Raw genomic sequence first — 24,493 nt, 5'->3', positions numbered from 1 at the left:
CATATCATGCGCTGCCTGCCGCGGCTTATGTCATTTTTTATTTTCCCCGTAAAGGTCGTACGGAGTCTGCTGATATACGTAATAATTCACCCAGTTCGTATACAGGTTATTGGCATGGGATCTCCACGTGAGCACCGGCTTATTCTCCGGGTCATCGTCCGGATAATAGTTCTCCGGGATCTGCGGGTTTAATCCTCTTCCCATATCTCTCTTATATTCCGAATCCAGGGTCATCCTGTCATACTCGGGATGTCCCATGACAAAGATCTGCCGACCCTCTTTTGCCATGCATAGGAATACGCCTGCCTGCCTGGAATCTGCGAGCACCGTGATCCGTTCATCCGCTTCCAGAAGCTCCTGCGGCACTTCCGTATGCCGGGAGTGGGGCGCCATGAACACATCGTCAAACCCGCGTACCAGAGGGATTTTCCTGTTCCGCACTCTGTGACGGTACACGCCGGAGAGTTTTTTCGGAAGCGGCGCCTTGTTGATCCCGTAGTGATAATAGATCCCCGCCTGGGCTCCCCAGCACAGGTGAAGTGTGGATGTGACATTTGTCTTCGTCCACTCCATGATCTTCTTCAGCTCTTCCCAGTAGTCTACTTCCTCAAAGGGCATCTGCTCCACAGGCGCCCCGGTGATGATAAATCCGTCGAACCTCTTTTCCCTGATGCTCTCAAACGGCTCATAAAATTTATAGATATGGCTTGTGGATGTATTTTTCGACACGTGGCTCGTCATGCGCACAAAGGTCACATCCACCTGGATCGGCGTGTTGGAAAGCGACCTCAGTATCTGAAGCTCCGTGTCCTCCTTGAGGGGCATCAGGTTCAAAAGCCCGATGCTCAAAGGCCGGATATCCTGATGCGCGGCACGGTATTCGTCCATCACAAATATATTTTCCTGCTCCAGTATCTCTTTTACAGGCAGGTCATTTTGTACTCGAATCGGCATGGTTGATTCCCCTTCCTCTTTTGATCGATTTTCCCGCGAAGTGCAGATAGATTGATTATACCCCTTTCCCCAAGGGCGCGCAAGCTCAGAAAAAAGATCCACCGGACCGTGCTTCCGTCCTGTGGATCTTCTTGTTCAAACCTGTGATGTTTCCCTGCCTTTTCAGCCGCAGTGGCACTGGAATGTAGCGCACTCCGTCCCGTCAGCCTGTCTCGCGTTTCCGCCCTCTACACTGATCTTTCCTGCATGGCATGCGCAGTTTTCATTGTACATGCAGTTCACTGCCTTGCAGTCCACCTGTGAGCGGTCCGAAGCCTCTGACATGGAGTTCATGGAATTTGTATAGCTTCCTTCCGTGCGCTCCTGAAAGCTGTCACAGCATGTCTCCTGGGGATTTTTCGCATTGTCCCCGCCGACCTGGATCTTGTCCAGCCTGCACAGGTACTGGTCATTGTGTACACATGTCTGTACGGTACATTTTAACTCTGGCATAATCATACCTCCTCTGATTTCCACTTGGAATTTAACGTGTTCAAGAAGCATTGCTTCCTCAGCCCGCCTGATCCGTATTTATTATGCCCTTTGTCCGCAGAAAATATTCTCAGATTTCTGTAACAGATCGAAATATGATCAAAATTTATTTAAATAGAAAAACCTGGATCACCCCAAAAAATTCTCTCACCAGATAATTAAGCTGGAATACCGGATTTGAGTCTGCCGGTATCAGATAAATATTCCGATACCCTTCCCGGTATGCGATCAGCGAAGAGCGGTAAATATGGAAGTCATTTGTCACGATCCCCACTTTGTCATGCTCTGCATCAGCATACTTACGGCTGAATCTGAAATTTTCCCGGGTCGAGGTGGACTTGTCCTCTTTAAAAATCTGCTCTTCTGGTATCCCATTTTCTTCCAGATACTCTGCCATCGCCTGTGCTTCTGAGACAGCTTCTCCCGGCCCCTGTCCACCGGAGACGATCACTTTTACCCGCGGGAAGCGCTGTGCATAAGCCAGCGCACAGTCCAGGCGGCGCCTGAGCGAATTCGTGATATACCGTCCGCGCACCTGTGCTCCCAGCACGATGATCCAGTCCAGTTCTTCATCGCATTGTGCACACATTCCCCGGATGATCTTAAATTCTATAAATAAGAACAAAATCCAGCACCCCAGGCAGAACCATCCGAGAGCCTTATATACATATACAGGGAGCGGCGCACATCCGAGCACCAGATGTACGCCGCCGCTTATCAGCCAGAAGGCTGCAAAAGTTGATCTCAGCCTGCGCGAATAAAACGCAAGTACCAGATAATATAAAATACACAGGCACCCCATGATCAGAAAATAATATCTCATTTATGCGTTTTTCCCACAGCACTTTTTATATTTCTTGCCGCTGCCGCACGGACACGGGTCATTTCTCCCGATCTTCTTCGGCTTGCGCACCGTGCCGGAAGCTTTCTGCTCGCGGTAAAGACGCTTTCTTGTCTCCTCGTCAAAGATCTTCTCCCACTGGGGAAGCCCGTAGAGCCAGTCAGCCTTTGCATCGACCATGTTTTTATACAGCTTTTCCTTATCAAACGCAAGGCTTACTTCCGTGTCCTCTGTCATCGTCTCGATCGGGTTTTCCACTTTCAGACTCTCGTTTATGCCGTCCAGGAATCCGACCATAGTCATGACATCCTGTCCGTATTTCTCAGCCAGCTCTTTTACCGTACCCTTAACTTCTGTGTCAGGATCCTCCAGAAGCTGCTCATAGATCTCTCTTTCGATCGTAAAATATTTTCCCCAGAATTTCTCCAGCTGGTCTTTTGACAGACTTCTGTCATACGCCATATCGCGCCACTGGTCCAACAAACTTTTTTCGCTCATCGTATACTGCTCCTTTATCTTAAAAATCCATCGGTGATTATTATATACCAATTTCTGTTTGCCGTAAACTAAATTTTTCGGTATACTGTACGGTAGAGAAAGGATTTGATCATCATGAAAAAAGCAAAACGTATCCTCGCCCTGGCGGGCGCTGTATTACTCGTATGCATGTACGCATGCACCCTCATCTTCGCCCTTATGGGCTCGCCTGCTTCCACCGGGCTGTTTAAAGCATCCGTGGCAGCGACCATCCTCGTCCCTGTCCTCCTGTATGCGTATATACTCGTCGCCCGCCTTTTAAAAGGCAGCGGCTCTGACGAGGCTGCCGGCAATGATCCCGGTGCGGACTCAGACGTATAATAACTCTGCCAGCCTGAGGGCATCCGCTCCGCGCGGGCGGTCTGTCCTCACTGTATCCTGCTGTTTCTTTATCGCTTGTCTCTTTTTCAGGTATTCTTCCATGGTTATCATGTCTGCTGTTGTTTTCCTGCTGTCCTGACGCATAGAAATACCTCCTTCCTTCTCTGTCACGGCAGGGAAGATCTTTCTTTTCCCGTCTGCCGCCATCAACCCAGCTTTATATTATATGAGCCGGAAAAAGGAAATATGTCTCTTTCTTTGCCAGATACAATCTGTGCTTTTCCAGTCAGAGTCATTTTCAGACTGATTTTAGGAAACAGTTTTTTGGGAGCAGAACTCACTTTTCTATTTTTACCATGCACTCTTTCCTGTAAAACGCGACGCCACATTTCATGATGTCTTTATACCCTTCCTGCCGGAGCGCGGCTTCGTAATCCTGATCCTCAATCTGCTGAAGCGCCTCCCTTCCAGATGTAGTTTCATTTTACTACGTCTGAAAAAAAGGCGCAAGTAAACGATGCTGACGGACTGGGGGCACCATCCTATGAGCTTCATGATGTCTACCGTGCGCTTTCTGTCCTCGCAAAAGAGAGCGATTTTATTCAGGCCGAAGTTTATAAGAACAGTTTCTTCCTGGAAAACAGAAACGATAAAGTACTTTATTATGATTGTACAAACTACTATTTCGAGATCGAGCAGGAAGATGGTGATAAAAAGTATGGAAAGAGCAAAGAACACCAGCCGAATCCTATCATTCAGATGGGACTGTTTACCGATGGAGATGGGCTTTCATTAGCTTTTTCTCTTTTCCCAGGCAATCAGAATGAGCAAAAGTCCTTAAAGCCCCTGAAAACAAAGATTCTTCAGCAGTTCGGCTGTCAGATGATTCTCCTGTTGATATCACGCAGCTTTCTGATGATGATAAACAAGGACTTTTTTATAAAGATGAACCGTACACTACAAAGAAACTCCATCAGCGGCTGATCATAACCTATTCTCCCAAATATGCCGCATACCAGAAGGCCGTCCGTGCAGAGCAGATCAGCCGTGCTGAAAAAATGGCTGCCTGCAGCTCTTTGAAAAGACAGCGAAAAAATTCCACCGATCCTGCAAGGTTCGTAAATAAGATCTCAGCGGCAACAGAAGGAGAAAAAGCGGAAATCCATTACTATCTTGATCTCGAGAAGATCGCAGAAGAAGATTATGTCAGTCGCGAAGACCAGATAAAAGCACATTTTCTCATCTGTTTTTTAGCCTTGCTACATTTCCGGATGCTAAAAAAAGGCATTAAAACCTCCTTGTACTACAGAACAGCTGCTGCACGTACTGCGTAGCGTGAAGTTTGCCGATATAGAAGAACAAGGCTTTATGCCGGTATATGAACGTCAAGAGATTACGGATGAACTTCATGATGCATGTGTCTTCCGTACAGACTATCAATTTTTTCTTTTCAACTGTCAAAGACGGGAGTATAGCATAGAACTATTGCGATATCTATCAGAATATCAGCATACTGCACTTACAGTACTCCAACGGATCCATCCTTCTTTCTTCTGTTTCCGTATCTGCAGATGGTTTTCTCCTTCCTTTACTCTGCCGCCTGTGCTTCTTCCGGCCTAATGGTCTTCACCCGCAGGAAGAAATACAGCAGGTGACACACCCACACAATAGCAAGGCAGATCCTTCCTACCGGGACTTTGCTCATCATCAGGAACCCCACCGCCATGACAACGGTCACGGTTCCCACGATCCGCAGCTTCGTCCCCATCGTCATGGCCCTCTGCTTCACAAAGCTGTCCAGATGCTTTTTATAAAGATTCGTTCCGATGAACCAGTCGTGGAGCCGCTTTGAGCTTTTCGCAAAGCAGAACACCGTGGCCATGAAAAAGGGCACGGTGGGGAGGATCGGCAGGACAATGCCCACCGCCCCCAGCCCCAGGCAGAGAAAACCCAGCAGGATCCAGAAGATCCGTAACGGATTCTTATTCTTCATTTTGTTTCACTCCTATTTCTGATCCCGACACTGTGTGCGGTTCATAGCCGTCATCACACAGTCAGGACAAATTTCTTTCCTTCGATAGTCGTCACTCCCAGGGAGATCCCGTACAGATCCCGGATACAATCCTCCGTGATCACTTCGTCCGGCGCACCCTGGGCGGTCACCTGCCCGTCTTTGAGTCCGATGATCCGGTCTGAGAAGTGGATCGCCTGGTTGATATCATGAAGCACCATGATTATGGTGATCCCATACTCCCGGTTCAGCTTCTTCACCAGCTCCAGGATCTCGATCTGGTAACGGATATCCAGATAGGTTGTTGGCTCGTCCAGGAACAGGATCTTCGTGTTCTGCGCCAGGGCCATGGCGATCCACACCCTCTGGCGCTGGCCGCCGGAGAGACGGCTCACTTCCCGGTCCCGGTATTTCAGGACATTGGTCACTTCCATGGCCCATTGGATCAGCTTTTCATCCTCGTCGCTGTGCCCCTGCATCATCTTCATATGGGGCGTGCGGCCAAAGGATACCAGCCGCTCTACCGTAATATCGTCCGCCGAGGAATTATACTGATGGACGATGGACACCCGCCTGGCAAAATCCTTCAGCCCCAGGTTCTGGATGTTCTTCCCATGGAGAAAGATATTTCCTTTTCTGGGATAGAGGTTTTTGGTCATCAGGTTGAACAAGGTGGATTTCCCGCACCCGTTGGCTCCCATGATGGTGGTGATCTTCCCTTCTTCTATGGTAAAAGATGTTCCCTTTAAGACTTTATTCTTCCCGTAGGAAAAGAACAGATCCCGCACTTCCATGGCCGGCTTTTTCTGTTTCATATCAGGCTGCATACTTCTTCGACCTCCTCAACAGAATGATAAAGAACGGTCCGCCGATCACGCTCATGATAATGGACGCCGACACTTCGTAGGGCGCCGCCACGGTCCGGCCGATGGTATCTGCCAGCAGGAAGGTAAAGGCCCCCGCCAGCATGGAAAAAGGCACCAGCGCCCGGTGGTCGCTGCCCACCAGCAGCCGCCCGATATGGGGCACGATCAGCCCCAGGAAGCTGATGGCTCCCACCACCGCCGTGGAGATACTGGCAAGGAGCACCGCCACCAGGGAGATCAGGATCCGCATCAGATTGACATTGACGCCCAGGCTTCTGGCCGTCTTGTCCTCCAGAGACATCAGGTTGCACATCTTTGTAAACAAAAGCGCAAGGATCAGCCCTGCGATCACATAGGGGAGCAGGGTCTGCACATCCTCCCATGTCTTCTGTGTGATATTTCCTTCCACGATGGATGCCACGCCGGAAGAATTTCCTCCGCTCATGGAATTCAGGGCGTCTGACAGACCGGTAAACATGGCGCTCACCGCCACGCCGGTCAGGATAATGCGCAGCGGGCTTAATCCCCCTTTCCACGACAGGCTGTACACCAGGAAAAAGGCCAGCACACCGCCGGCGAATGCGAACAGCGGGGTAAAAAAGTAAAGGGCCGGCAGAAATGCCGTGATCAGTACCGCCACAAAGCCCGCGCCGCTGGAAATGCCGATGATCCCCGGGTCTGCCAGGGGGTTCTTTAACACCGCCTGGAAAAGAACGCCCGAGACCGCCACCGCCGCCCCTGCGAACAGGGAGATCACGATCCTGGGGAAACGCAGGTCGTAGATAGCCGCCACATCATCGATCCGCTCGATGAACAGCCCCCGGAACAACTCCGAAGGTGAGACCTTCAGGCTCCCGATATTGACGGACAGGACGATCAGCACCGCCAGCAGTATCCCTGTTATCATAAAGGAGACCGCCGCCCGGGCTGTCTTCCGCTTCTTCCGGTTCCGATCCTGCTTTCCGGGATCTGGAACCTGCGGATCCGTAAGGCTGCCGTCCTGTCTTAATTCTCTGTCTTCGCTCATGGCTCTCCCTCCTTACTTCGTGATCTCCTGCAGTGTCTCTTCGTCTACCTTCTCGGAGGCTTCGCTCTCTTCGGCCGCCTTTGCGGCGTTCTCGCTGTTCTCTTTTGCCTTTTCTTCATCCTCTTCGCTCTCCGGATAGAGCATGGGCTGCAGTTCCTCCAGCGCTTCCGGGTAATCGAAATCGGCGCTCATGCCAAAGTACTCATAGGTCAGGTCATACACCCGGTCATTCTTCACTGCATCGAAATGCTGCCAGATATCGTCTGTGGCAAACTCTTCATTGAACATCTCCACGATCTGATCCGGCAGGGCATGTGCCGCCCGCAGGATCACATCCGGCTCCTTTGTCTTCATGTCCTCGGTATTGACTGTCAGGAATTCCTGGTCTGTCCCGGCGTAGACGTTCTCGCCTCCTGCCAGTTCCACCAGGCTTCCCACATAAGAATTTTCCGTGGCTATGATATAGCTGCCGGGCAGCCCCATGAGGATCAGCACTTTGGGCGCTTCTTTCCCTTCATTGGTATCCTTGTAATCTTCATAAAATTCTGTGAATTCATCCACCATGGCCTGCGCCTGCTCTTCCCTGCCGAAGATCTCCCCCAGTTCCTGAATGGAGCGGTACATGCCCTGGACACTCCGCAGGTTTAAAAATGCCCAGTCCGTATCGATGGCTTCGTATTTGGGCTGCAGATCGGCCTGGAGAGTGGCAGGGCTTAAGATCCAGTCCGGATCCAGGGACGCCACGATCTCCATATCGGGGGCCATGGCGGTCCCGACCTCTTCCGCTTCTGCATACCGCTCGGGCAGTTCCGAGATGGAACTGGAGCACACACCCACCAGGTCCAGTTCCAGCCGGTCGCAGATCTCAGCCGTGGAAGGGGAGGTGGCAATGATCCTGGGCTCATCTTCCATCCCCTGCACTTTTGCCTTTGCCGCTTCTACAGCGGCTTTCTCCTCCGGGTCCGTGATCTCCAGCATGGTCTCCACACTCTCAGGCTGAGAAGAAGCGCCGCTGTCCGCTGTTCCTTCCCCCGTATCCCCGCCGCTCTGGTCCACACACCCTGCAAGCAGACTGCAGGAGAGAGCCGCGCAGACGGCCAGGGCCGGGAGCTTCTTTTTTCCTTTGATCCAGTTATGCTTCATCATCATCGTAACCTCCGCCCCAGCGTTTCCAGTTCTTCCGGAAGAAATAGACGATCACCGCCGCTGTCCCCATCAGGATCAGCCCGGAGACTGTGACTGCCGCTCCGATGGCAAATGCGCTGCTCCCGCCGGAACTTCCCGTCTCTTCCGCCTCTTCGGATGCGTCTGCTCCCGTTGACAGGCTTAATCCCTGAGCGTCATTTAACTCTGTATCGGTAGAGGCCGCCGGCTGGGCTGCTTCGTCAATGGAGCTGGACAGTGCAGGCGCTTCCGTACTGCTGTCTCCGGCCTCCGTATCTGAAGAGCCGGAGGCTGATGACCCGGAACCGCTCTGGAGAGAGGAACCGGACAGGCTGGCATTGCCGCTTCCGGTACTCGTGCTGCCGGAGCCGCTCGACCCGCTTTCTGTGCCTGTGCTCCCTGAGTATCGATATACTCATCTTTTTGATATCCCACCGCCGCTCGACCCGCTTTCTGTGCCTGTGCTCCCCGAGCCGCTGGTTGTCGCTGTCCCGCCGCTTCCTGAGGCTTCTGTCACGATCGTCGCATTCATATTTGTATTGTTTCCTGCCGTGTAGTCACTTGGATAGAGATAGAAGATCACGTCCCTTCCCATAGGTTCCACATACATGGAGCCCCTGACTACACAGTTCTCGCTTGGCACCTGCATACAGATATCCGCCGTAGCGCCGTTATCATCTGTTCCGTTGCCTGTCACGCCGATGGCAGGGCTGGACCATCCGGAATCTCCCACGTTCTGCACCCAGAAGCTGTGGTTTGATGTGTAATCCATCAGGCTCATGCGGATCGTCAGGTAATATTCTCCGCTGTCCGTCAGCTCCAGGATACCGGTGGGATAGACAGCGCCTTCCACCATTCCCTGTCCTGTAGCGTAGGATGCCTCTCCGCCGGAATCCTCGATCACGCCGGTGACCGGATGGGCATAGCAGGGATGGATCACGCAGGTATAAACATTGCCGCTGGCTGCCAGAACCGGAACTGCTCCGGCTCCCGCCCCTGTCACTGTCAGCACAAGGGCTGCAAGCAGGCCGGCAAAAATCTTTCTTATTTTCTTTACTGATTTCATCCTTTTCTCCTGTCTCTTTTCTTGTTCCGTCCGGGAAACTTTCTCCCCTGGATGGAATCATTACAACCTGAACGGGGCAGCGCCTGTTTTGGGCGCCGCCCCTTCCGTTTATAAAGGTTTAAATCCCCTTATTTTTCTTCTGTGACCGTTTCTCCATGACGCCCACCAGCAGGACCATGCAGCCGATCGTGAGCACCGCCGCCCATCCGCTGATGTCGGAAGACGTGTCGTCTGTCTTGACGCTGGACGCTCCGGTCAGGCCGGAACCGCTCTTTAAGCTGGATCCGCCGAGGGAGCTGCCGCCAAGACTGGAACCGCCGAGGCTGGAACCTCCAAGAGTGCTTCCCAGTGTGTTATTTCCCAGTCCGCTTCCGCCGTTTAAGCCGGAGCCGCCGTTTCCATTGCCATTATTGTTATTATTGTTGTTGTCGTTATTGTTGTCATTGTTTCCGTCATCTTCAAAGCCCGGATCATCCGCTTCTGTCAGTTTCAGGCTGCTCCAGTCAAGCTTCAGATAAACGGCCTGGGTACCTGTTCCGTCAGCGATGGACTCCATGATCGGAACGAATACCTGGAGCGGTACGAAGCCGTCTTCCAGTGCCTCCGGGATCAGTTCAAATGTCACGTAATCCGGATAGTCTGTTCCGAAGGAATCGCTGATGCGGTTTCCATCTGAATCCGTCTGGTAGGAATCGATGGTCACGTCCGCCAGATCTCCCTGTGGTACGCCGTACTGGTTCGTGGTGTAACCAGTCAGGAAATACTGCAGGTCTTTTAAGTAGCCGTACTGTCCGGAGTACTGAAGGCCGTTGAAGTTCATGGTGATATAGTATTTCCCGTCTTTCACTGTCAGCTTGATCGTATGGTTGACTGCCGCATTGGACATGGATTCGGAAGTCTTGTCTGTCTTCACCATCTCTCCGTAAATGGAATACACGCCGTCGGCAAGGTTCTTGATGTCGAGATCCGTATTTCCGCCGTTGTTGCCGTCGTCATTGTTGTCATTGCCGCTTCCGCCGTCACCGGTTCCTGTTCCGGGTGTTTCTGCAGGTGTTTCTACAGGTTTTGCTTCAAGGGCAAGGATCGCATAATAGAGCTTTGACGCTTGTTCGTTGATCTCAGCCTGAGTTGCGTCCTCATCCTGATATACAGCATCCGCTGCTTTGATCGCTGCTTTCAGTGCATTTAATGTGGAATCTGTAAAGGAGTTTTCCCTTCCTGCCATGTTCGACGCTGTCAGCAGCATGGAATACAGGCCATCCCGGAATGTCTCGCCTTCCTGGACCGGAATCATGCTTTCCACGTAGTAGTTCAGCATGGCTGCGTATTTATCTACGTCTTCCTGGGTGCTTCCGGCATTGTCATAGAGTTCCTGAGCTCTCTCATACAGGCTTCTGAGGACGTCAAGAGATGCCCCTGTGTAAAGGTCGGTCTCTTTCAGCCTTTCTTCCGCTGTTTCCAGAGCAGCTGCCAGCTCTGTCTTGTCCGCGCTGATCAGCGCCAGGTTCTCGACCGCCTGCTCAAGCCTTGTGGTCCACCATGTGATCTGTGCCTGTTCCGCCGACGCATTTCCGGCAACAACCTTCGCCGCATTTAAGATCCATTCCAGGTTCTGTCTGGACGCCTCTGTGTAGACAACATTTTCTAAGCCCAGCGCTTCCTCAGCTTTCGCAATCGCCTCATTCAGCGCAGTCTTATCTGATTCAATGCTTTCTGAAGCAAACAGTGTTTCTGCTGCGGCAAGTGCTTTCACTGTGCTGTCCACAAGCTCCTGACCGATATTCATATTTTCATCTGCCGAAGTTCCGGCTGTGATCGCAGCTTCAAGCACTGCCAGGTCTTCTGTTCGGAAGTCCTCTCTTGACGGATCTGCATCTTCTTTGGAAATCGCCTCAAGGAAATCTTTTAATACCTGAAGCTGTTTCTGAAGTTCCTCTTTATCTGTGTTTACAGTTCCGCTGATCTGCTTCATATCACTCCAGTCATCGATCTCCAGCTTCAGCCTTGCATACTGGGTTCCACTTCCGGTATTGATGTACTCCATGACCGGCACGAATACCTGGATCCAGTATTCCGTATAATAAACGCCGTTTCCATCTGACTCAATGGGGATCAGCATAGATTTTGGATACTGTTCTCCATCCATGTAGTCCGCATAAGGATCCTCACCGATTTCTTCATCTGTATACCAGGTTTCCACTTCCGCCTGCACCGGCGTCTGTCCGTTTGGCACGGCCGCATCACGGTATCCGGGGAAGTACCACAGATTTCCGAGATATCCTGTAAGTCCTGTAGTGGTCAGAGCGTGGAAACTTAACCGGATTGCTTTCGGAATTCCGTTTTCCACGATCACCTGCACCGGTTTATCCACTGCAGAATTTGCCATACTGAGCTGGGTCCCGTCTGTATCAGCCGCATGGAGCACCGTTGCATCCGCCTCATAAATTCCATCTGCAAGCCCGGTCTGCTCTTTGACCATAGCCGCATCTGCAGCCAGAAGCATATCGTAGTGCTTATTTACTTCAGACTGTGTCGCCGCCGGATCAGACAGAACCGCCCTGGCCGCCTCGAGGCTGGCATTCAGCAGCTCCTGTGTCGCCTGGGTGCATCCGCTATAATTTCCGTCTGAGATCAGTTTCTCCGCCTGTTCTGCCAGTCCTCTGAGATCCTCTTTCTCCACAGAATCGTCCAGTGCGCTGATCGCAAGAGTAAGGGCTTCTGCCATAGAATCCACTTCACTCTGTGACGCATCACTGTTATTCAGTAGCGTTTCTGCCTGTTTGGTGATCTCAGTCAGGTTTGCATAACCGGAATAACTTTCATCTGCGTTCTCCGCTGTTTTCACCGCTGTATCATAGAGTTGCTGAAGTTCTGTGAAATCCGCTTTGAGGATCAGCCCCTCTTCCAGGAATGTCTGGATCCGGAGCGTCATAGCCTCGATCTGGGAAGCAGTCGGCGTTCCATTCAGGAGTTCCTGCGCCGAAGCGATCAGATCTTTCAGTTCAGTGATGCTCGATGCAGTATAGACATCTTCTTTTGCCACTTCTCCATTTGCCGCCGTGATCGCTGCTTCTAATGCCGTACGCTCTTCATCTGTATTGCCGCCCGCCTCTGCAGCCGCTTTTTCCAGTGCAGAAACCTGTTCGTCTACTTCTGTCTGGATCGCAACCGGGTCACTGTTTACTTTTGTGGCTGCAGCAACCGCCTGGACTAATGCGTCTATTTTTTCTCCATCGTAATCTTCCGGAGTTTCCGTTGCTGCTTCTACTATTTTGTTTGCCTGTTCAAGGGCTGCCGCAAGAGCTTCTTTCGTCACTTCCTGCTTCGTGCAGTCATTCAGAGTCAGTGAACCTGTAACTGTCTCATCATCCCCCGCCAGATATCTGACCGATATCAGTGACGGCGTTGACGCATACGTAATAACCGCACGCTCTATTACCTGATTTCCTTCATTGTCTTCGCCGGTCTCCAGTTCCGGCTCTGTATACTGCGCATTTTCCGTATCATAGTAATAGAACTCCTTTACTCCGTTCAGGGTAAGATAAACCTTCGTCTCATTTTCCGACACAAGAAGCCGGGTCTGTGTAACTCCATCGCCCTGGTCAAAAGAGTCCTCTACCGTGTAAACCCCTGGTTCCAGTTCCATTGCCTCTGGTTTTTCCAGAGCGTCCACTGCATCACGAAGAGAAGCGTAAGCCGTCTCCATTTCCTTTGTGGAGGAATTCTTTTCGTAAACATCCTTAGCTGTCTTATACGCTTCTTCCAATACACTCCATGTTGCCGGAGTATATTCTTCTTTAACAGCCGTTTCCGCTATGGAGATCATTTCTCCGAGAGCATCTTTGATTGGGGCGTCCGGTGTTGCAGTTGAAATTTTTTCTGCATTTGACCAATCCAGAGTCAGCCATGCATCTTGCTCAAAGTTTCCTCCCCCAATGGCATCCATGATCGGGACTTTAAATCTCGCCGGCCACTGAGCTTCATCACTGACCAAGCGGACATATCCTTCTTTTGGATAATAATTTAATGTTCCTTGGTTAAAATCATCAGTCAGATATGTACCGTCTTCGTTTTTGTAATACGAAGTGAATATAACCGGATTTAATGTTCCTTTAGGCTTGTTTCCCTCCATTTGCATATCATCTCCGTATATCCACATCTTAGTCATATAGGATGTCAGTTCCATCTGTGTAACGGCAGTGTAGTCCATATAGAGATATTTTTCGCTGTCCATCACCACTATCGTCGCATTATCGCCAAGGCAGCGATCTGCCATAGAAAGCTGTCCTTCTGTTGTCAAATGATAAACGCTGACAGGAACAGAATATGTGCCATCTTCCAGTTCAGCCCCAGAAGCAGACATATCTTTTGTTTCATACAATGCATACCAACCTAATGTTGATGTTGTAATAGTAAAGTACTTATTACCTTCTTCGTCTTCCTCTAAATCACCTTCTACTGTGGGATCAAATCCATAGTTTTCATAATATCCAAAAAGTTGTACAGCGTCTGCATTCCATGATTCGGGTATTTTAAATTTCATTTGTACCGGTTCAGACATATTCATACTTTCTGTGCCATTTGGATATAATATGCTCCATTTATACATATAGATATTTTTATAAGACGATCCTAAATTATTATAAATGACCGTATACGGGTCGTTTACTGATTCTGTATCATCAAGAATTTCACTTGCCGTCAGGGTCGCCTTTTCAGATAAAATATCTGTATTAGTTATAATTTTGCTTCCAGTAATTTGCTCTGTTAGTTCGATGTTCTCCGCTTCTTCAATTTCTGGATACAGTGTTAAGTATAGACTTGCACTTGTACCATCCTCATTATTAGTTTCTTTGATATAGAACGTTCTCCCCAAGATGATATCATTGAAATTATTCAAGTTAAATTCTATATTAAAGCAATTATTTTCTATCGCAACTGCATCTGCGGATTTAGATCCTGCAACAATTGAATATTTTTCAGAAGCAGCCTCTTCAAAACATATTTTTGCATAAGCACTGTCAGACTGCACACACCATTCCAATGTTTCTGAAATATAATCGTCGCATCCTATCGCATTTATTCTTCCATATAACGAATATGCTATATTCTCTATGCTTTTATACTCTTCCATATCTACTTTTTTCGCAGCATATTCATTAAAATCCACGACCTCCAGAATAGAAGAGGAAATTGTAGATGTAATGTCGTAGTTCAAATACATCAGAAAATCTTTAGATATGTCATCCACAGCAAAAGTTACATCATACGTATTGTAGTTTTCATTCCATGTAGAATCAAAATCTTTCCAATATGTGTTATTTTCCTCATTAGCCCCTTCTTTTTCTCCAATTCCAATATCAAACCAACACTTGTTTCCAGTATATTTTGCCCATGTGTGATTCGCATCGTGCATTATAGATCCATTAAAGTTTTCTTCCTTTAATGCGCCTATTCCATTTACTTTATTTCCAAATAGGATTCTTAAAGTTATCTCGTACTTGCCACCGCTTACTTTTAACATTGCTCTGTTATTAAAGCCAGGGGCAACATGTGCTGCAGAACCAAGATCTCCCGTAATTGTTTTCTCTACATTATCGTAGGATGAAACTGGTAATATATAATAGCCATCTTCTAATTTAAACTCCGAATCACCCGTGTCTTTTTCCACAAGTACAAGTTCATCTATAAGTGACTGCAGCCTTTCTGTCATCATAGAAGCATATTTTCCTAACTGTGTCGGATCCTTTATAGATTCTCTTGCCGACGACAGATTGTTCCAACTTTCTTCTGTATAAAGTGTAGGATCCATGGCATCAATCTCATCCAGAAGATTCATCAATTCTACAATTTCAGCTGTGTAAATCCTTGCACTGACCGTCACATCTGATGCTGGCATTTTGAATGTATTTTCGGTTACCTCTATCTCTTTTCCTTCTTCATCAGTTACCGTCCATGCATAAAGGGCATACCCTTCTTCCAGTTCTGCACTAAGGGTTATGGTTTCTTCTTCTCCCGCAGTCATCTTATCTGCGCTCAAAAGTCCATTCTCTACTTCATTTACTGTAATCTCATAGGTCGCAGTTTTATCCACAAGTATCAGTTCATCTATAAGCGACTGTAGCCTTTCTGTCATCATAGAAGCATATTTTCCTAACTGTGTCGGATCCTTTATAGATTCTCTTGCCGACGACAGATTGTTCCAACTTTCTTCTGTATAAAGTGTAGGATCCATGGCATCAATCTCATCCAGAAGATTCATCAATTCTACAATTTCAGCTGTGTAAATCCTTGCACTGACCGTCACATCTGATGCTGGCATTTTGAATGTATTTTCGGTTACCTCTATCTCTTTTCCTTCTTCATCAGTTACCGTCCATGCATAAAGGGCATACCCTTCTTCCAGTTCTGCACTAAGGGTTATGGTTTCTTCTTCTCCCGCAGTCATCTTATCTGCGCTCAAAAGTCCATTCTTTACTTCATTTACTGTAATCTCATAGGTCGCAGCTTTACTTTCTTCCGCAAATACATTTATAAAACTATTTGTGCACAAGCAAATAACAAGGAGTATAGCAAAAAAACTTTGAGTTTTTTTATAAATATGTTTCATAATAAGTCCCCTTTTTTCTGTATTAGCCTAAGAAAGCCACCGCAGAGCGATGGCTTTCTTGATCGCTGATCAAGGTTATTCAAAAATAACAAGATCGCCAGACGAACTAACCGGCATAATCCAAACTGCAACTGTAAAATCCAAATTGATTATACTTCTTAAAAAGCTTTTTCATAAAATGCCCCTTTCCTGCCATATAGGCATTTAAAAATAAAAAATGGTGTTTCAAAGAGAAACCACATACACCGTTATCTTTCTCCCGAAACACCACAAAACGAAGAAAAATTCCGTTTATATGTAGTTAGACTCTTCTTATTTAGGTTAGTAGTTCCTAACCTATGTAATCATTATATACCACTTTATTCCAACACTGTCAACAACTTTTTTCAGGTTTTTTATTGCTTCTTGGTTAATTTTCAGATATTTTAGTTATTTATATGTCTATTTTCCTTTTTATTGAAATTTATTTATCATTTTAAATCAATTTCGTTTCTTTCCATTCAGGAGCAGCTTACATCCAGAACATCAACAAAGCGGTGCTTTCCGGCATATGCCCGTTCCCCACGCTGCATGTCACCGTGACCGGCAGCACGCCTTTTATTTCCCCGCCGGGGCTGACATGCATTTTGAATGCCTCCAGCGGGATCACGATCTCTTCGGATTCCTCCGTCAGATCCTTTACCCTCTTTAATTCTTCGCCCTGCTCATATTTCAGGCTGCTGATCCGCCCGGTCATTTCTCTCCCGTCGATCCTGGATCTCGCCTCCATCTCCCGGATTCGCAGGATCAGGCAATCCCTTCCATCTCTTTTCATCAGCTGCGCCTCCGGCTCAAATGCCCGGTTTCCCATGGAAAAGGCGTCTTTCCCATTTTTTCTCCTGTCCATGCGGTATACTGCGATCCGCACCCGGATTCCTCTGTTTTCACCGATATTGCAGTCCACTTCTTCCATGAGGCTTTTATATTTCCTGTCCCCGGGCTTTACCTGTCTTTCGTTTGCGGAAAGTATGGATTCCAGCAGGAACGGATCCATATCCTCCACCATCATCCGGATGTGTTTTTCCTTTTCCGATTCCGGTATCTGAATCTCTTCCAGATACCGCTCCAGGCGTTCCACCAGACGTCCATAGACGCCGAGCCACTGTTCTCCGTATTCTGTGAATGTATAGTACTTTGTGATCAGGCCTTGCTCTATGGCCTTTTTCAGGCTTTTATTGATCCCCGGGGCAGAGATATGACATTTCTCGGCGATCACCACCTGGAACCCTCTGCCCACCGGCTGCAGCCTCTTCAGTTCCTGCAGGCAGCGGATCTGCATCATAGAGGGTCTCCCATCCCGTTTTAAATTATCTCCTGTCGGCATTTCATTTTCCTTTCTCAGATCACATGGATATTGATTTCCCTGCAGTCCAGGGTCAGCGGTTCCCTGCCCTCCTCTGTGACAGCAGCCGTGACAGTCCCTTCCGTGACCGGGAAACGGCCGTTGGCTGTATATGCAAAGAGCGTGCTTTCCAACAGAAATTCTCCATCCTCACTGGCGGCCTGTTTCCACCTGTTATCGCTTCTGTACCAGAGGCTGCGCCTGTTCCCTGCCTCTTTTTCTTTCAATCGGAAAACCGACCTGCCGTCCTTTACTTCCAGACAGGCGTAAGGTTCAAAAAGATCCCACTCCTTCGCAAGGATCCGGGGGCTGCGCCGCTCGATCTCATAGATATCCATCGCCATGAAGTAAACACCCGGATCAAAGAAAAGGGACAGGTCCATATTGGAATAACTCCTGTCATACACATCGCCCTGGATCAGAAAATTCGTGATCCCCTCCATCGCCGCCCTGCTGATGGTATGCTCTGCCCGACAGGCGTCCTTCTCGGCTTCCTCTTCTGTCATGCCGCTGACCATCTGGAAAAACTGGGTCAGGAGCTGGTGCCGGTCCATGCACTCTTTTCCCCTGATCTTCCCGATGTCCGTCAGCGTGATCACGTCCTCCGACATCTGGATATACCCGTGGTTCACCAGACGTTTTGCCAGGCTTCTCAGATGAGTGTTTATGATACACTAAATTTACCGAAAAAAAGCGTCAGAATTCCCTGAAAAAAGCAAGGGAAATTCCCTAAATAAAGCGGGACATATTGATTCCCCTTTACATTATATTTATCCTTTATCTAAGCACCACCAAAGATAAAGGAGGAAAGGAAGATGCTCACTATGTCCCAAATCAATCATATCAAAGACTTGAGCAATTGTGGATACCGGATCAGTGAAATCTCTAAAAAAACAGGTGCTGATCCCAAAACGATACGCAAGTATCTTGCGCAGGATGATTTCTCACCGCAGCCACCCGTTATCCAGGAGAAGCCATCCAAACTGGATCCCTTCAAGCCCATCATCCAGGAGTGGCTGGACGAAGACAAGAAACATTGGCGAAAGCAGCACCATACCGCTCAGAGAGTCTATGAGCGTCTCGTGGAGGAACATGGCTATACCGGGAGTTACAGCATTGTCCAACGCTACATGAAGAAATGCCGTTCCATCCAAACGGAGAAAGCAAACCTGGAACTGATCTGGGATCCCGGACCTGCACAAGTTGATTTTGGGGAAGCTGACTTTTATGAGGCCGGGAAGCTCTGCCGCAAGAAATATCTGACCGTGTCGTTCCCTTACAGCAATGATGGATACAGCCAGGTATTCGGCGGAGAAACTGCGGAGTGTGTCTGCCAGGGCCTGCAGGATATCTTTGAATTTATCGGCGGCGTACCGCCGTTACTGATCTTTGACAATGCAACCGGTGTCGGGCGGCGGATTGGCGATGCGATCCATGAATCAGAACTTTTCTCCCGTTTCCGAGCCCATTATCACTTCCGGGTGCGCTTCTGCAACCCCTATTCCGGCTGGGAAAAAGGGAATGTGGAGCGCAAGGTTGATTATAACCGTGCGAACCTGTTTGTTCCGGTCCCGCATTTCAATGAGATAGAGAAGTACAACCGGAAGCTGCTTGCCCGCCATGAAAAGAAAGCTTCCGAACTCCATTATAAGAAACAGATCCCTATCCGGGAATTGTTTGAAGAAGACAGGAAAGCCCTCCTGATGCTGCCGCCAAAACGGTTCGATGTCTGCCGATATGAATGGCTGAAAGCGGATGGTTTCGGCAAAGTCTGTATGGATGGAAAGCATTTCTATTCTACCAGGCCGGAAAACGCAAACAAACAGGTGCTGGTGGGAATTCGTGCCCATACCGTTGACATTCTTACAGAAGGCGGACAGGTCGTCACGACTCACCGGCGCGCTTACGGAGATAACCGCACGGATATCAGCGATTACAGTACCACGCTGGCTGTCCTGATGAAAAACTCCGGAGCATGGGGAAACAGCGGGCTGCGCCGCGAAACACCGGATGCTTTAAGGGCTTACATGGATGCCCAGCCGAAAGAGAAACTGAAGGACTGCCTCCGGATCATGAATGAGCTGACCAGCCAGTACGGCTTTCAAGCAGCGGCCAGCGCTATGGAGATGGCCTGTACAAGAGGCAGTATTAACATCTGTGATGCTTCCGTGCTTGCCGCAAGGATTACCGGATATGGCATTTATACACCGCCGGAGGCAGGCCCATCCCTTGCAGTATATGATGATATGTTTCTGAAGGAAGGAGACACTGTTTCATGATGACACCGAAGATGAAAGAGGATTTCTGTACACAGATCCTTGGAGCAAGCCGGCAGCTCTTCCTTTCGGGCAGGATTTCAGAGATCTGCCGGGAAAAAGGGACGCAGAAGCAGCTGGAGTTTATTCTGGAACTGCTGCAGGCGGAATTGACTCTCCGGGATGAAAACCGACGAAAACGTCTGATTAAACGGGCCGGGTTCCCAACCTATAAGACCTTTGAGGGGTACAGCTATCACTGCGTAAAATTTCCCCCTGCATTCAGCAGGGAGGAACTGGAAACCCTTGAGTTTGTCCCGGGGAAAAAGAATCTTGTGCTTTACGGTCCAGTGGGCATCGGTAAAACCCATATGGCAATCGCAGCCGGCGTAAAGGCCTGCAATCTCGGTTACAAGACGAAGTTTTATACCGTAACAGAACTTGTGCTGAGGCTTGCGGAATCGCGGAAAAACGGGACGCTGGAGCGCCTTCTGCGGGATCTCCGCAGCCTTGACCTGCTCATACTGGATGAATGGGGATATGTACCAGTCGATAAGGACGGATCCCAGCTGCTGTTCCGTGTTATATCTGACAGCTATGAGAGCAAGAGCCTGATCCTGACAACCAATCTGGAATTCTCAAAATGGGGAGGGATCTTTACGGATGACCAGATGGCCGCTGCAATGATCGACCGGCTTGTCCATCACGGACATTTATTGATCTTCGAGGGGAAAAGCTACCGAATGGAGCACGCCCTCATGCGCAGGGATGCATAATGCCCGCTGAAGGCAGGGAAAATCCCTTGCTGAAAAAAGGGAATTCCGACGCTTTTTTCAGGGAAAAGTACTTGACAAAAAACAGATGAGCCTTGTTCTCCCCTGTCTCCATGGCAAAGTCTGTCAGGCGCATCGCCTTCCCGCTGCGCCAGCGGCTGAATATCGTCTCCAGGAAATCCTCTTCCTTTTCCTCTGTGTTTTTAGGCACGTTTGTGCCGATCGCTCCTATCTTGGTCGGATGTCCCTGTTTTTCCATATCTTCCTCCTGTTGGTTTGTTTTAACCCCCGTGGTAAGTTATAACTAACCATTCTCTATAAAAGTAACCGCTTTCGCGGTTACTTTTCACATGCTTATCATAGTCTTATTCCATACTCTTTCCGGCTTCTTTGATCCCAGTTTCAACTACTTTACGCATTATCCAACTCCTCCAGAAATTCTTCTTCTGTCATTCCTGCTATCCGGGAACAATATCCTATGGACACGCCGCTCTGTGTGTAATGAGCAAGCGCCACTGCCTGTCTTGCAAACTGATTTGCCTGCTCATGGCTCATTTTTGTATCATAAAGGACTTCATCTGGTATGCTTAATGCTATATGGCACATAAAATCATCCCTCCATTCGATATGCAATAAACTTTTTCATTCGCCAAGGTTTCCTGCTGTTTCCTGCACATCCACGCACACGGCATGGACGGCAAAGCGCCTGCTGTATCCGCTTCCGGTGCAGGTAGAGAGGGTCATCACTTTATGACTGCTGTCCGGATGGATGCCTGTATCGATCAGGGAATCGCCGGTCATGCCGTCGATCAGCGCCTGATACTCTTCTCCCGGTTCGTATCCGATCTTATAGACGTCCCCGCCGTTTGCCGCCTCCTGGCAGGCAAAGATCTGATACCGGTATGCCATATCTTCCGTATACAGGGTAAAATACGGGTTCTCTTCCCAGAACTCCTTTTCCTTATATTTTTTCAGGCCGCCGAACATGCTCCCATCATTCATGTTATGCCCGTAGATGATCGTATAATAGTCCGTGAAATCCGGCCGGTTCAGCCCCTCCAGGAAGATGCTCCCGGCGATATGCTCCTCTCCGTACAGATCTCTTCTCAGATATTTCTCATTATCCCCTGAGTAGAGGACAGGATAATCGATCCCGGTACTTTCCGGATCGTCCGAGCGGATCCATGCCACGATATCTGAATTCTGTTCTTTCAGTTCGTCAAACCGGATCAGCACGTCTGTAAGCCACCAGTCCTTCTTCTTTTCTGTATCGTCCCCTGCCGGAACCTCTGTATAATCTTCGCTCAGTTCTTCATAGGTCCGGGATGAGGCGCGCTTATCCAGATAATCCGGGAGGATGTTCCAGAGGGAAACGCCGATCAGTACAAGGGCTGCCGGGATCAGGAATTTCCTTTTCCTACTCATCCTGATCTGCAAAGCCTGCGAAAGAGATCTCGCACCCGCGGCCGACACGGCTGAAAATATTGACAAGCCTGGTCATCACTTCCGGATAGTTCTCTTTTTCTGTCAATACCAGGATTTTGGAACAATCCTCCAGAAACTTCGCCTCACGGACGTTTTTAACCTCTCTTGCCTCTCTCAGGATCTCTGCAGCCATCTCTTCCGTGATTGATTTTGACAATCTGTAATACCTTCCCACTTTACAGGCCTTCTTTCCTTTTGATTAGTCTTTTCTAACCGCATTATATACTAGTTGAGAATGATTGTCAAAAATATAATTGAATTTTTCTTTTTTCTTTGATAGAATATGTGTGGTTAGTTATTTCTAACCAATATGAATAAATCATGAAAACTCCTTTGCCCCATGCCTGCTGAGTGGGGCGGGGATGTTTTCGCCAGAAAGGATGAATGTCTATGGATTATTTAAAGATTGAAAAGGTGATCGGACGGGAGATCATTGATTCCAGAGGAAATCCCACTGTGGAAGCGGAGGTTTTTCTGGCAGACGGGACGGCCGGAAGAGGCGCTGCCCCAAGCGGGGCGTCAACCGGGGAATTTGAAGCGCTGGAATTAAGGGACGGGGATACTTCCCGTTTCGGAGGAAAAGGCGTGTCCAAGGCCGTACACAATATCAACACCACGATCAACGAGGTGCTGACAGGCATGGACGCCAGCGATATCTACGCTGTTGACAATGCCATGATCCGTGCGGACAGCACAAAAGACAAATCCAACCTCGGGGCAAATGCGATCCTCGCCGTTTCCATCGCATGCGCCAGGGCGGCTGCAGCTTCCCTTGATCTCCCGCTGTACCGTTTCCTCGGCGGGGTGAATGCCAACCGGCTTCCGGTCCCTATGATGAACATCTTAAACGGCGGCGCCCATGCGGCAAACACCGTGGATGTACAGGAATTTATGATCATGCCGGCGGGCGCTTCCAGTTTCTCCGAGGGCCTGAGATGGTGTACAGAGGTCTTCCACTCCCTTCAGTCCCTTCTGAAATCAAAAGGGCTGGCAACCTCTGTGGGAGATGAAGGCGGTTTTGCACCGGATCTTTCCAGCGATGAGGAAGCCATCGAATGCATCCTCGAGGCAGTAAAAATGGCAGGATATGAACCCGGCAAAGATTTTGTCCTCGCTATGGATGCAGCGTCCAGCGAATGGAAAGGGAATAAAAAGGGCGAATACATCCTCCCGAAATGCAAAAAGACTTTCACTTCGGCTGAGTTGGTCGAACACTGGAAATCCCTTGTGGACAAATATCCCATCTATTCCATCGAAGACGGCCTGGATGAAGAAGACTGGGAAGGCTGGCAGATCCTCACAAAAGAACTGGGCGGCCGCATCCAGCTTGTAGGGGACGACCTGTTTGTCACCAATACAGAGCGTCTGGAAAAGGGGATCTCTCTGGGATGCGGGAACTCTATCCTGATCAAGCTGAATCAGATCGGCTCCGTATCTGAAACGCTGGAAGCCATCAAGATGGCCCATAAGGCCGGATACACCGCCGTGACCTCCCACCGCTCCGGAGAGACAGAGGATACCACTATCGCCGATCTTGCCGTGGCGCTCAATACCTGCCAGATCAAGACAGGCGCACCCAGCCGGAGCGAACGTGTCGCCAAGTACAACCAGCTTCTGCGCATCGAGGAAGAATTGGGGGAAAGCGCCGTATATCCCGGTTTTCAGGCATTTAACATAAAACGATAACTTTTCTGAGTTTCCGTTAAAAAACGTGCTGCAGTCAAAGTGGATTTCCACGAAATGCAGCACGTTTTTTCTTTCCATATAATTATGACCGGCTGTCCCGGTCTGTCCGGCCATTGGCGCCGCCGTCTCATTTCCGGCCTGCCAGCATCCGGGAATCTCCCAGCATCATCAGGGCAGCCCGGCGATGGGAACCGAAAGCCTCCTGCGCCGTATCGATGATCCGCACTTCCTGATATCCCATTTTGCGCAGGTTTTCTGCAAATGCTTCCATATTCCCATACATGTGGGGCTTCATGTTATCGTTGAGGGCAAATACGCCGCCCTTTTTCAGTACCCTGAGGCTTTCCAGAAGCAGGGCCTGCTTGTCGGAGCCGTTGATATTATGATAAACATAGTTGCTCACCACGGCATCAAAGGTCTCGTCCGGGAAGTCCAGCTTCCGGGCGTCGCCGTGAAGGAACCGGCACCGCTCGGATACGCCCTCGCTCCGGGCATTGCTCTCGCACATAGCCTGGCTGTAATTGTAGACTGCGCCCCAGTAATCCATGCCGGTCACTTCCGCCTCCGGCCAGGAAAGCGCCGCCCGGATGGAGAGCGCACCTGATCCGCATCCTATCTCCAGAAGCGTCCCCTTCCCGTCGAAATCCAGTTGAGACAGAAGAACCTCATGTACCTTCTCCATCATTCCGCCCCCGCCAAAGGCATACTGCCGCCGGATCCAGGTGATCCAGGCAAGAAGGAACAGCACTGCCGCTGCAGCAGCCAGCGCCAGAACTCCGATCAGTCTCATACCGGGGATAAAATGCGATATGACGCATAAGACCGCCATGAGGACAACCAGCGCACCCACCATATAAAAGACCGGTGCGGACATCCAGTTTCCATAATCCTCCCCGTGTGTGCCAAGCCTGACCGGCTTCCGTTTTCTTTCATTTATCTTCATACCCGGTATTCTCCCTTTTTCAGATAAGCCTCCCCGTAAAGT

Annotated in this window: 23 protein-coding genes and 1 pseudogene; 5 read left to right on the top strand and 19 right to left on the bottom strand. The window is 49.3% G+C overall.

Annotation, left to right across the window (positions count from 1 at the left end; all coding sequences use genetic code 11):
* Positions 1–30: 30 nt before the first annotated feature.
* The 4 genes from metA to B5G27_RS11715 form a co-directional block, all read right to left on the bottom strand.
* The gene (gene metA, locus B5G27_RS11730; protein WP_087179045.1) at positions 31–954 is read right to left on the bottom strand and encodes a homoserine O-acetyltransferase MetA; all 924 of its coding nucleotides are present in this window, start codon (positions 952–954) and stop codon (positions 31–33) included.
* Positions 955–1,116: 162 nt separating this feature from the next.
* Positions 1,117–1,446, bottom strand: a complete 330-nt coding sequence (locus tag B5G27_RS11725) for a DUF1540 domain-containing protein (RefSeq protein ID WP_087179044.1) — start codon at positions 1,444–1,446, stop codon at positions 1,117–1,119.
* A 145-nt stretch (positions 1,447–1,591) separates the two neighbouring features.
* Positions 1,592–2,308, bottom strand: coding sequence for a YdcF family protein (locus B5G27_RS11720; RefSeq protein ID WP_087179043.1), 717 nt, complete (start codon positions 2,306–2,308; stop codon positions 1,592–1,594).
* Positions 2,309–2,824, bottom strand: a complete 516-nt coding sequence (locus B5G27_RS11715) for an SEC-C metal-binding domain-containing protein (RefSeq protein WP_087179042.1) — start codon at positions 2,822–2,824, stop codon at positions 2,309–2,311.
* 114 nt (positions 2,825–2,938) lie between these two features.
* Between B5G27_RS11715 and B5G27_RS11710 the strand changes: the two genes are divergently transcribed.
* Positions 2,939–3,184, top strand: a complete 246-nt coding sequence (locus B5G27_RS11710) for a hypothetical protein (RefSeq protein ID WP_087179106.1) — start codon at positions 2,939–2,941, stop codon at positions 3,182–3,184.
* On the opposite strand, the gene B5G27_RS16055 is transcribed toward B5G27_RS11710, so the two are convergent.
* Complete coding sequence (locus tag B5G27_RS16055) at positions 3,173–3,328, bottom strand: hypothetical protein (RefSeq protein WP_162611240.1); 156 nt, start codon at positions 3,326–3,328, stop codon at positions 3,173–3,175. The two genes, B5G27_RS11710 and B5G27_RS16055, sit on opposite strands and share 12 nt — an antisense overlap.
* Before the next feature lie 384 nt (positions 3,329–3,712).
* Here B5G27_RS16055 and B5G27_RS17085 point away from each other — a divergent pair.
* Positions 3,713–4,804, top strand: a pseudogene (locus B5G27_RS17085) (IS1634 family transposase); the annotation flags it as partial.
* Here B5G27_RS17085 and B5G27_RS11685 read toward each other — a convergent pair.
* From B5G27_RS11685 to B5G27_RS11650, 9 genes are all read right to left on the bottom strand, one after another.
* Complete coding sequence (locus B5G27_RS11685; RefSeq protein WP_087179039.1) at positions 4,773–5,177, bottom strand: YbaN family protein; 405 nt, start codon at positions 5,175–5,177, stop codon at positions 4,773–4,775. The pseudogene B5G27_RS17085 and the gene B5G27_RS11685 overlap by 32 nt on opposite strands.
* 53 nt (positions 5,178–5,230) lie before the next feature.
* Positions 5,231–6,022 (bottom strand): ABC transporter ATP-binding protein, encoded by a 792-nt coding sequence (locus tag B5G27_RS11680; protein WP_242958305.1) that lies wholly within the window; start codon positions 6,020–6,022, stop codon positions 5,231–5,233.
* Positions 6,012–6,968: a FecCD family ABC transporter permease gene (locus tag B5G27_RS11675; RefSeq protein ID WP_242958309.1), complete on the bottom strand. Its 957-nt coding sequence runs from the start codon at positions 6,966–6,968 to the stop codon at positions 6,012–6,014. Before B5G27_RS11675 ends, B5G27_RS11680 begins: the two co-directional genes overlap by 11 nt.
* Positions 6,969–7,100: 132 nt before the next feature.
* Entirely contained in the window at positions 7,101–8,237 is a 1,137-nt protein-coding gene (gene isdE, locus B5G27_RS11670) for a heme ABC transporter substrate-binding protein IsdE (protein ID WP_330399059.1), read from the bottom strand.
* A gap of 236 nt (positions 8,238–8,473) precedes the next feature.
* The gene (locus tag B5G27_RS16480) at positions 8,474–8,671 is read right to left on the bottom strand and encodes a hypothetical protein (RefSeq protein WP_242958304.1); all 198 of its coding nucleotides are present in this window, start codon (positions 8,669–8,671) and stop codon (positions 8,474–8,476) included.
* Positions 8,668–9,318: a heme-binding Shp domain-containing protein gene (locus tag B5G27_RS16475; RefSeq protein WP_242958303.1), complete on the bottom strand. Its 651-nt coding sequence runs from the start codon at positions 9,316–9,318 to the stop codon at positions 8,668–8,670. The genes B5G27_RS16480 and B5G27_RS16475 overlap by 4 nt, the downstream gene beginning before the upstream one ends.
* Before the next feature lie 118 nt (positions 9,319–9,436).
* Entirely contained in the window at positions 9,437–15,928 is a 6,492-nt protein-coding gene (locus tag B5G27_RS11660; RefSeq protein ID WP_087179037.1) for an NEAT domain-containing protein, read from the bottom strand.
* A 511-nt stretch (positions 15,929–16,439) separates the two neighbouring features.
* Positions 16,440–17,249, bottom strand: coding sequence for a hypothetical protein (locus tag B5G27_RS11655; RefSeq protein WP_087179036.1), 810 nt, complete (start codon positions 17,247–17,249; stop codon positions 16,440–16,442).
* Positions 17,250–17,305: 56 nt separating this feature from the next.
* Positions 17,306–17,941, bottom strand: coding sequence for a metal-dependent transcriptional regulator (locus tag B5G27_RS11650; protein ID WP_087179035.1), 636 nt, complete (start codon positions 17,939–17,941; stop codon positions 17,306–17,308).
* 192 nt (positions 17,942–18,133) lie between these two features.
* Between B5G27_RS11650 and istA the strand changes: the two genes are divergently transcribed.
* Both istA and istB read left to right on the top strand, forming a co-directional pair.
* A complete protein-coding gene (istA, locus tag B5G27_RS11645) occupies positions 18,134–19,588 on the top strand; it encodes an IS21 family transposase (RefSeq protein WP_206608963.1) in 1,455 nt (484 codons plus the stop codon).
* Positions 19,585–20,340 (top strand): IS21-like element helper ATPase IstB, encoded by a 756-nt coding sequence (istB, locus tag B5G27_RS11640; protein ID WP_242958187.1) that lies wholly within the window; start codon positions 19,585–19,587, stop codon positions 20,338–20,340. Before istA ends, istB begins: the two co-directional genes overlap by 4 nt.
* On the opposite strand, the gene B5G27_RS11635 is transcribed toward istB, so the two are convergent.
* From B5G27_RS11635 to B5G27_RS11620, 4 genes are all read right to left on the bottom strand, one after another.
* Positions 20,321–20,596: a hypothetical protein gene (locus tag B5G27_RS11635; RefSeq protein WP_087179034.1), complete on the bottom strand. Its 276-nt coding sequence runs from the start codon at positions 20,594–20,596 to the stop codon at positions 20,321–20,323. The two genes, istB and B5G27_RS11635, sit on opposite strands and share 20 nt — an antisense overlap.
* 152 nt (positions 20,597–20,748) lie before the next feature.
* The gene (locus B5G27_RS11630) at positions 20,749–20,943 is read right to left on the bottom strand and encodes a UPF0175 family protein (RefSeq protein WP_087179033.1); all 195 of its coding nucleotides are present in this window, start codon (positions 20,941–20,943) and stop codon (positions 20,749–20,751) included.
* Between the two features lie 36 nt (positions 20,944–20,979).
* Positions 20,980–21,762, bottom strand: a complete 783-nt coding sequence (srtB, locus tag B5G27_RS11625) for a class B sortase (RefSeq protein WP_087179032.1) — start codon at positions 21,760–21,762, stop codon at positions 20,980–20,982.
* Positions 21,755–21,979, bottom strand: a complete 225-nt coding sequence (locus tag B5G27_RS11620; protein WP_242958302.1) for a hypothetical protein — start codon at positions 21,977–21,979, stop codon at positions 21,755–21,757. The genes srtB and B5G27_RS11620 overlap by 8 nt, the downstream gene beginning before the upstream one ends.
* Before the next feature lie 233 nt (positions 21,980–22,212).
* Between B5G27_RS11620 and eno the strand changes: the two genes are divergently transcribed.
* The gene (gene eno, locus B5G27_RS11615) at positions 22,213–23,508 is read left to right on the top strand and encodes a phosphopyruvate hydratase (protein ID WP_087179030.1); all 1,296 of its coding nucleotides are present in this window, start codon (positions 22,213–22,215) and stop codon (positions 23,506–23,508) included.
* Between the two features lie 127 nt (positions 23,509–23,635).
* Here the strand turns inward: eno and B5G27_RS11610 are convergent, their stop codons facing one another.
* The gene (locus B5G27_RS11610) at positions 23,636–24,451 is read right to left on the bottom strand and encodes a class I SAM-dependent methyltransferase (RefSeq protein ID WP_087179029.1); all 816 of its coding nucleotides are present in this window, start codon (positions 24,449–24,451) and stop codon (positions 23,636–23,638) included.
* Positions 24,452–24,493: the final 42 nt, after the last annotated feature.

Source organism: Lachnoclostridium sp. An76 (assembly GCF_002161355.1).
Classification (GTDB): Bacteria; Bacillota; Clostridia; order Lachnospirales; family Lachnospiraceae; genus Mediterraneibacter; species Mediterraneibacter caccavium.
The sequence above is the reverse complement of the archived record's forward strand: the minus strand, read 5'-3'. Positions and strand labels throughout refer to the sequence as shown.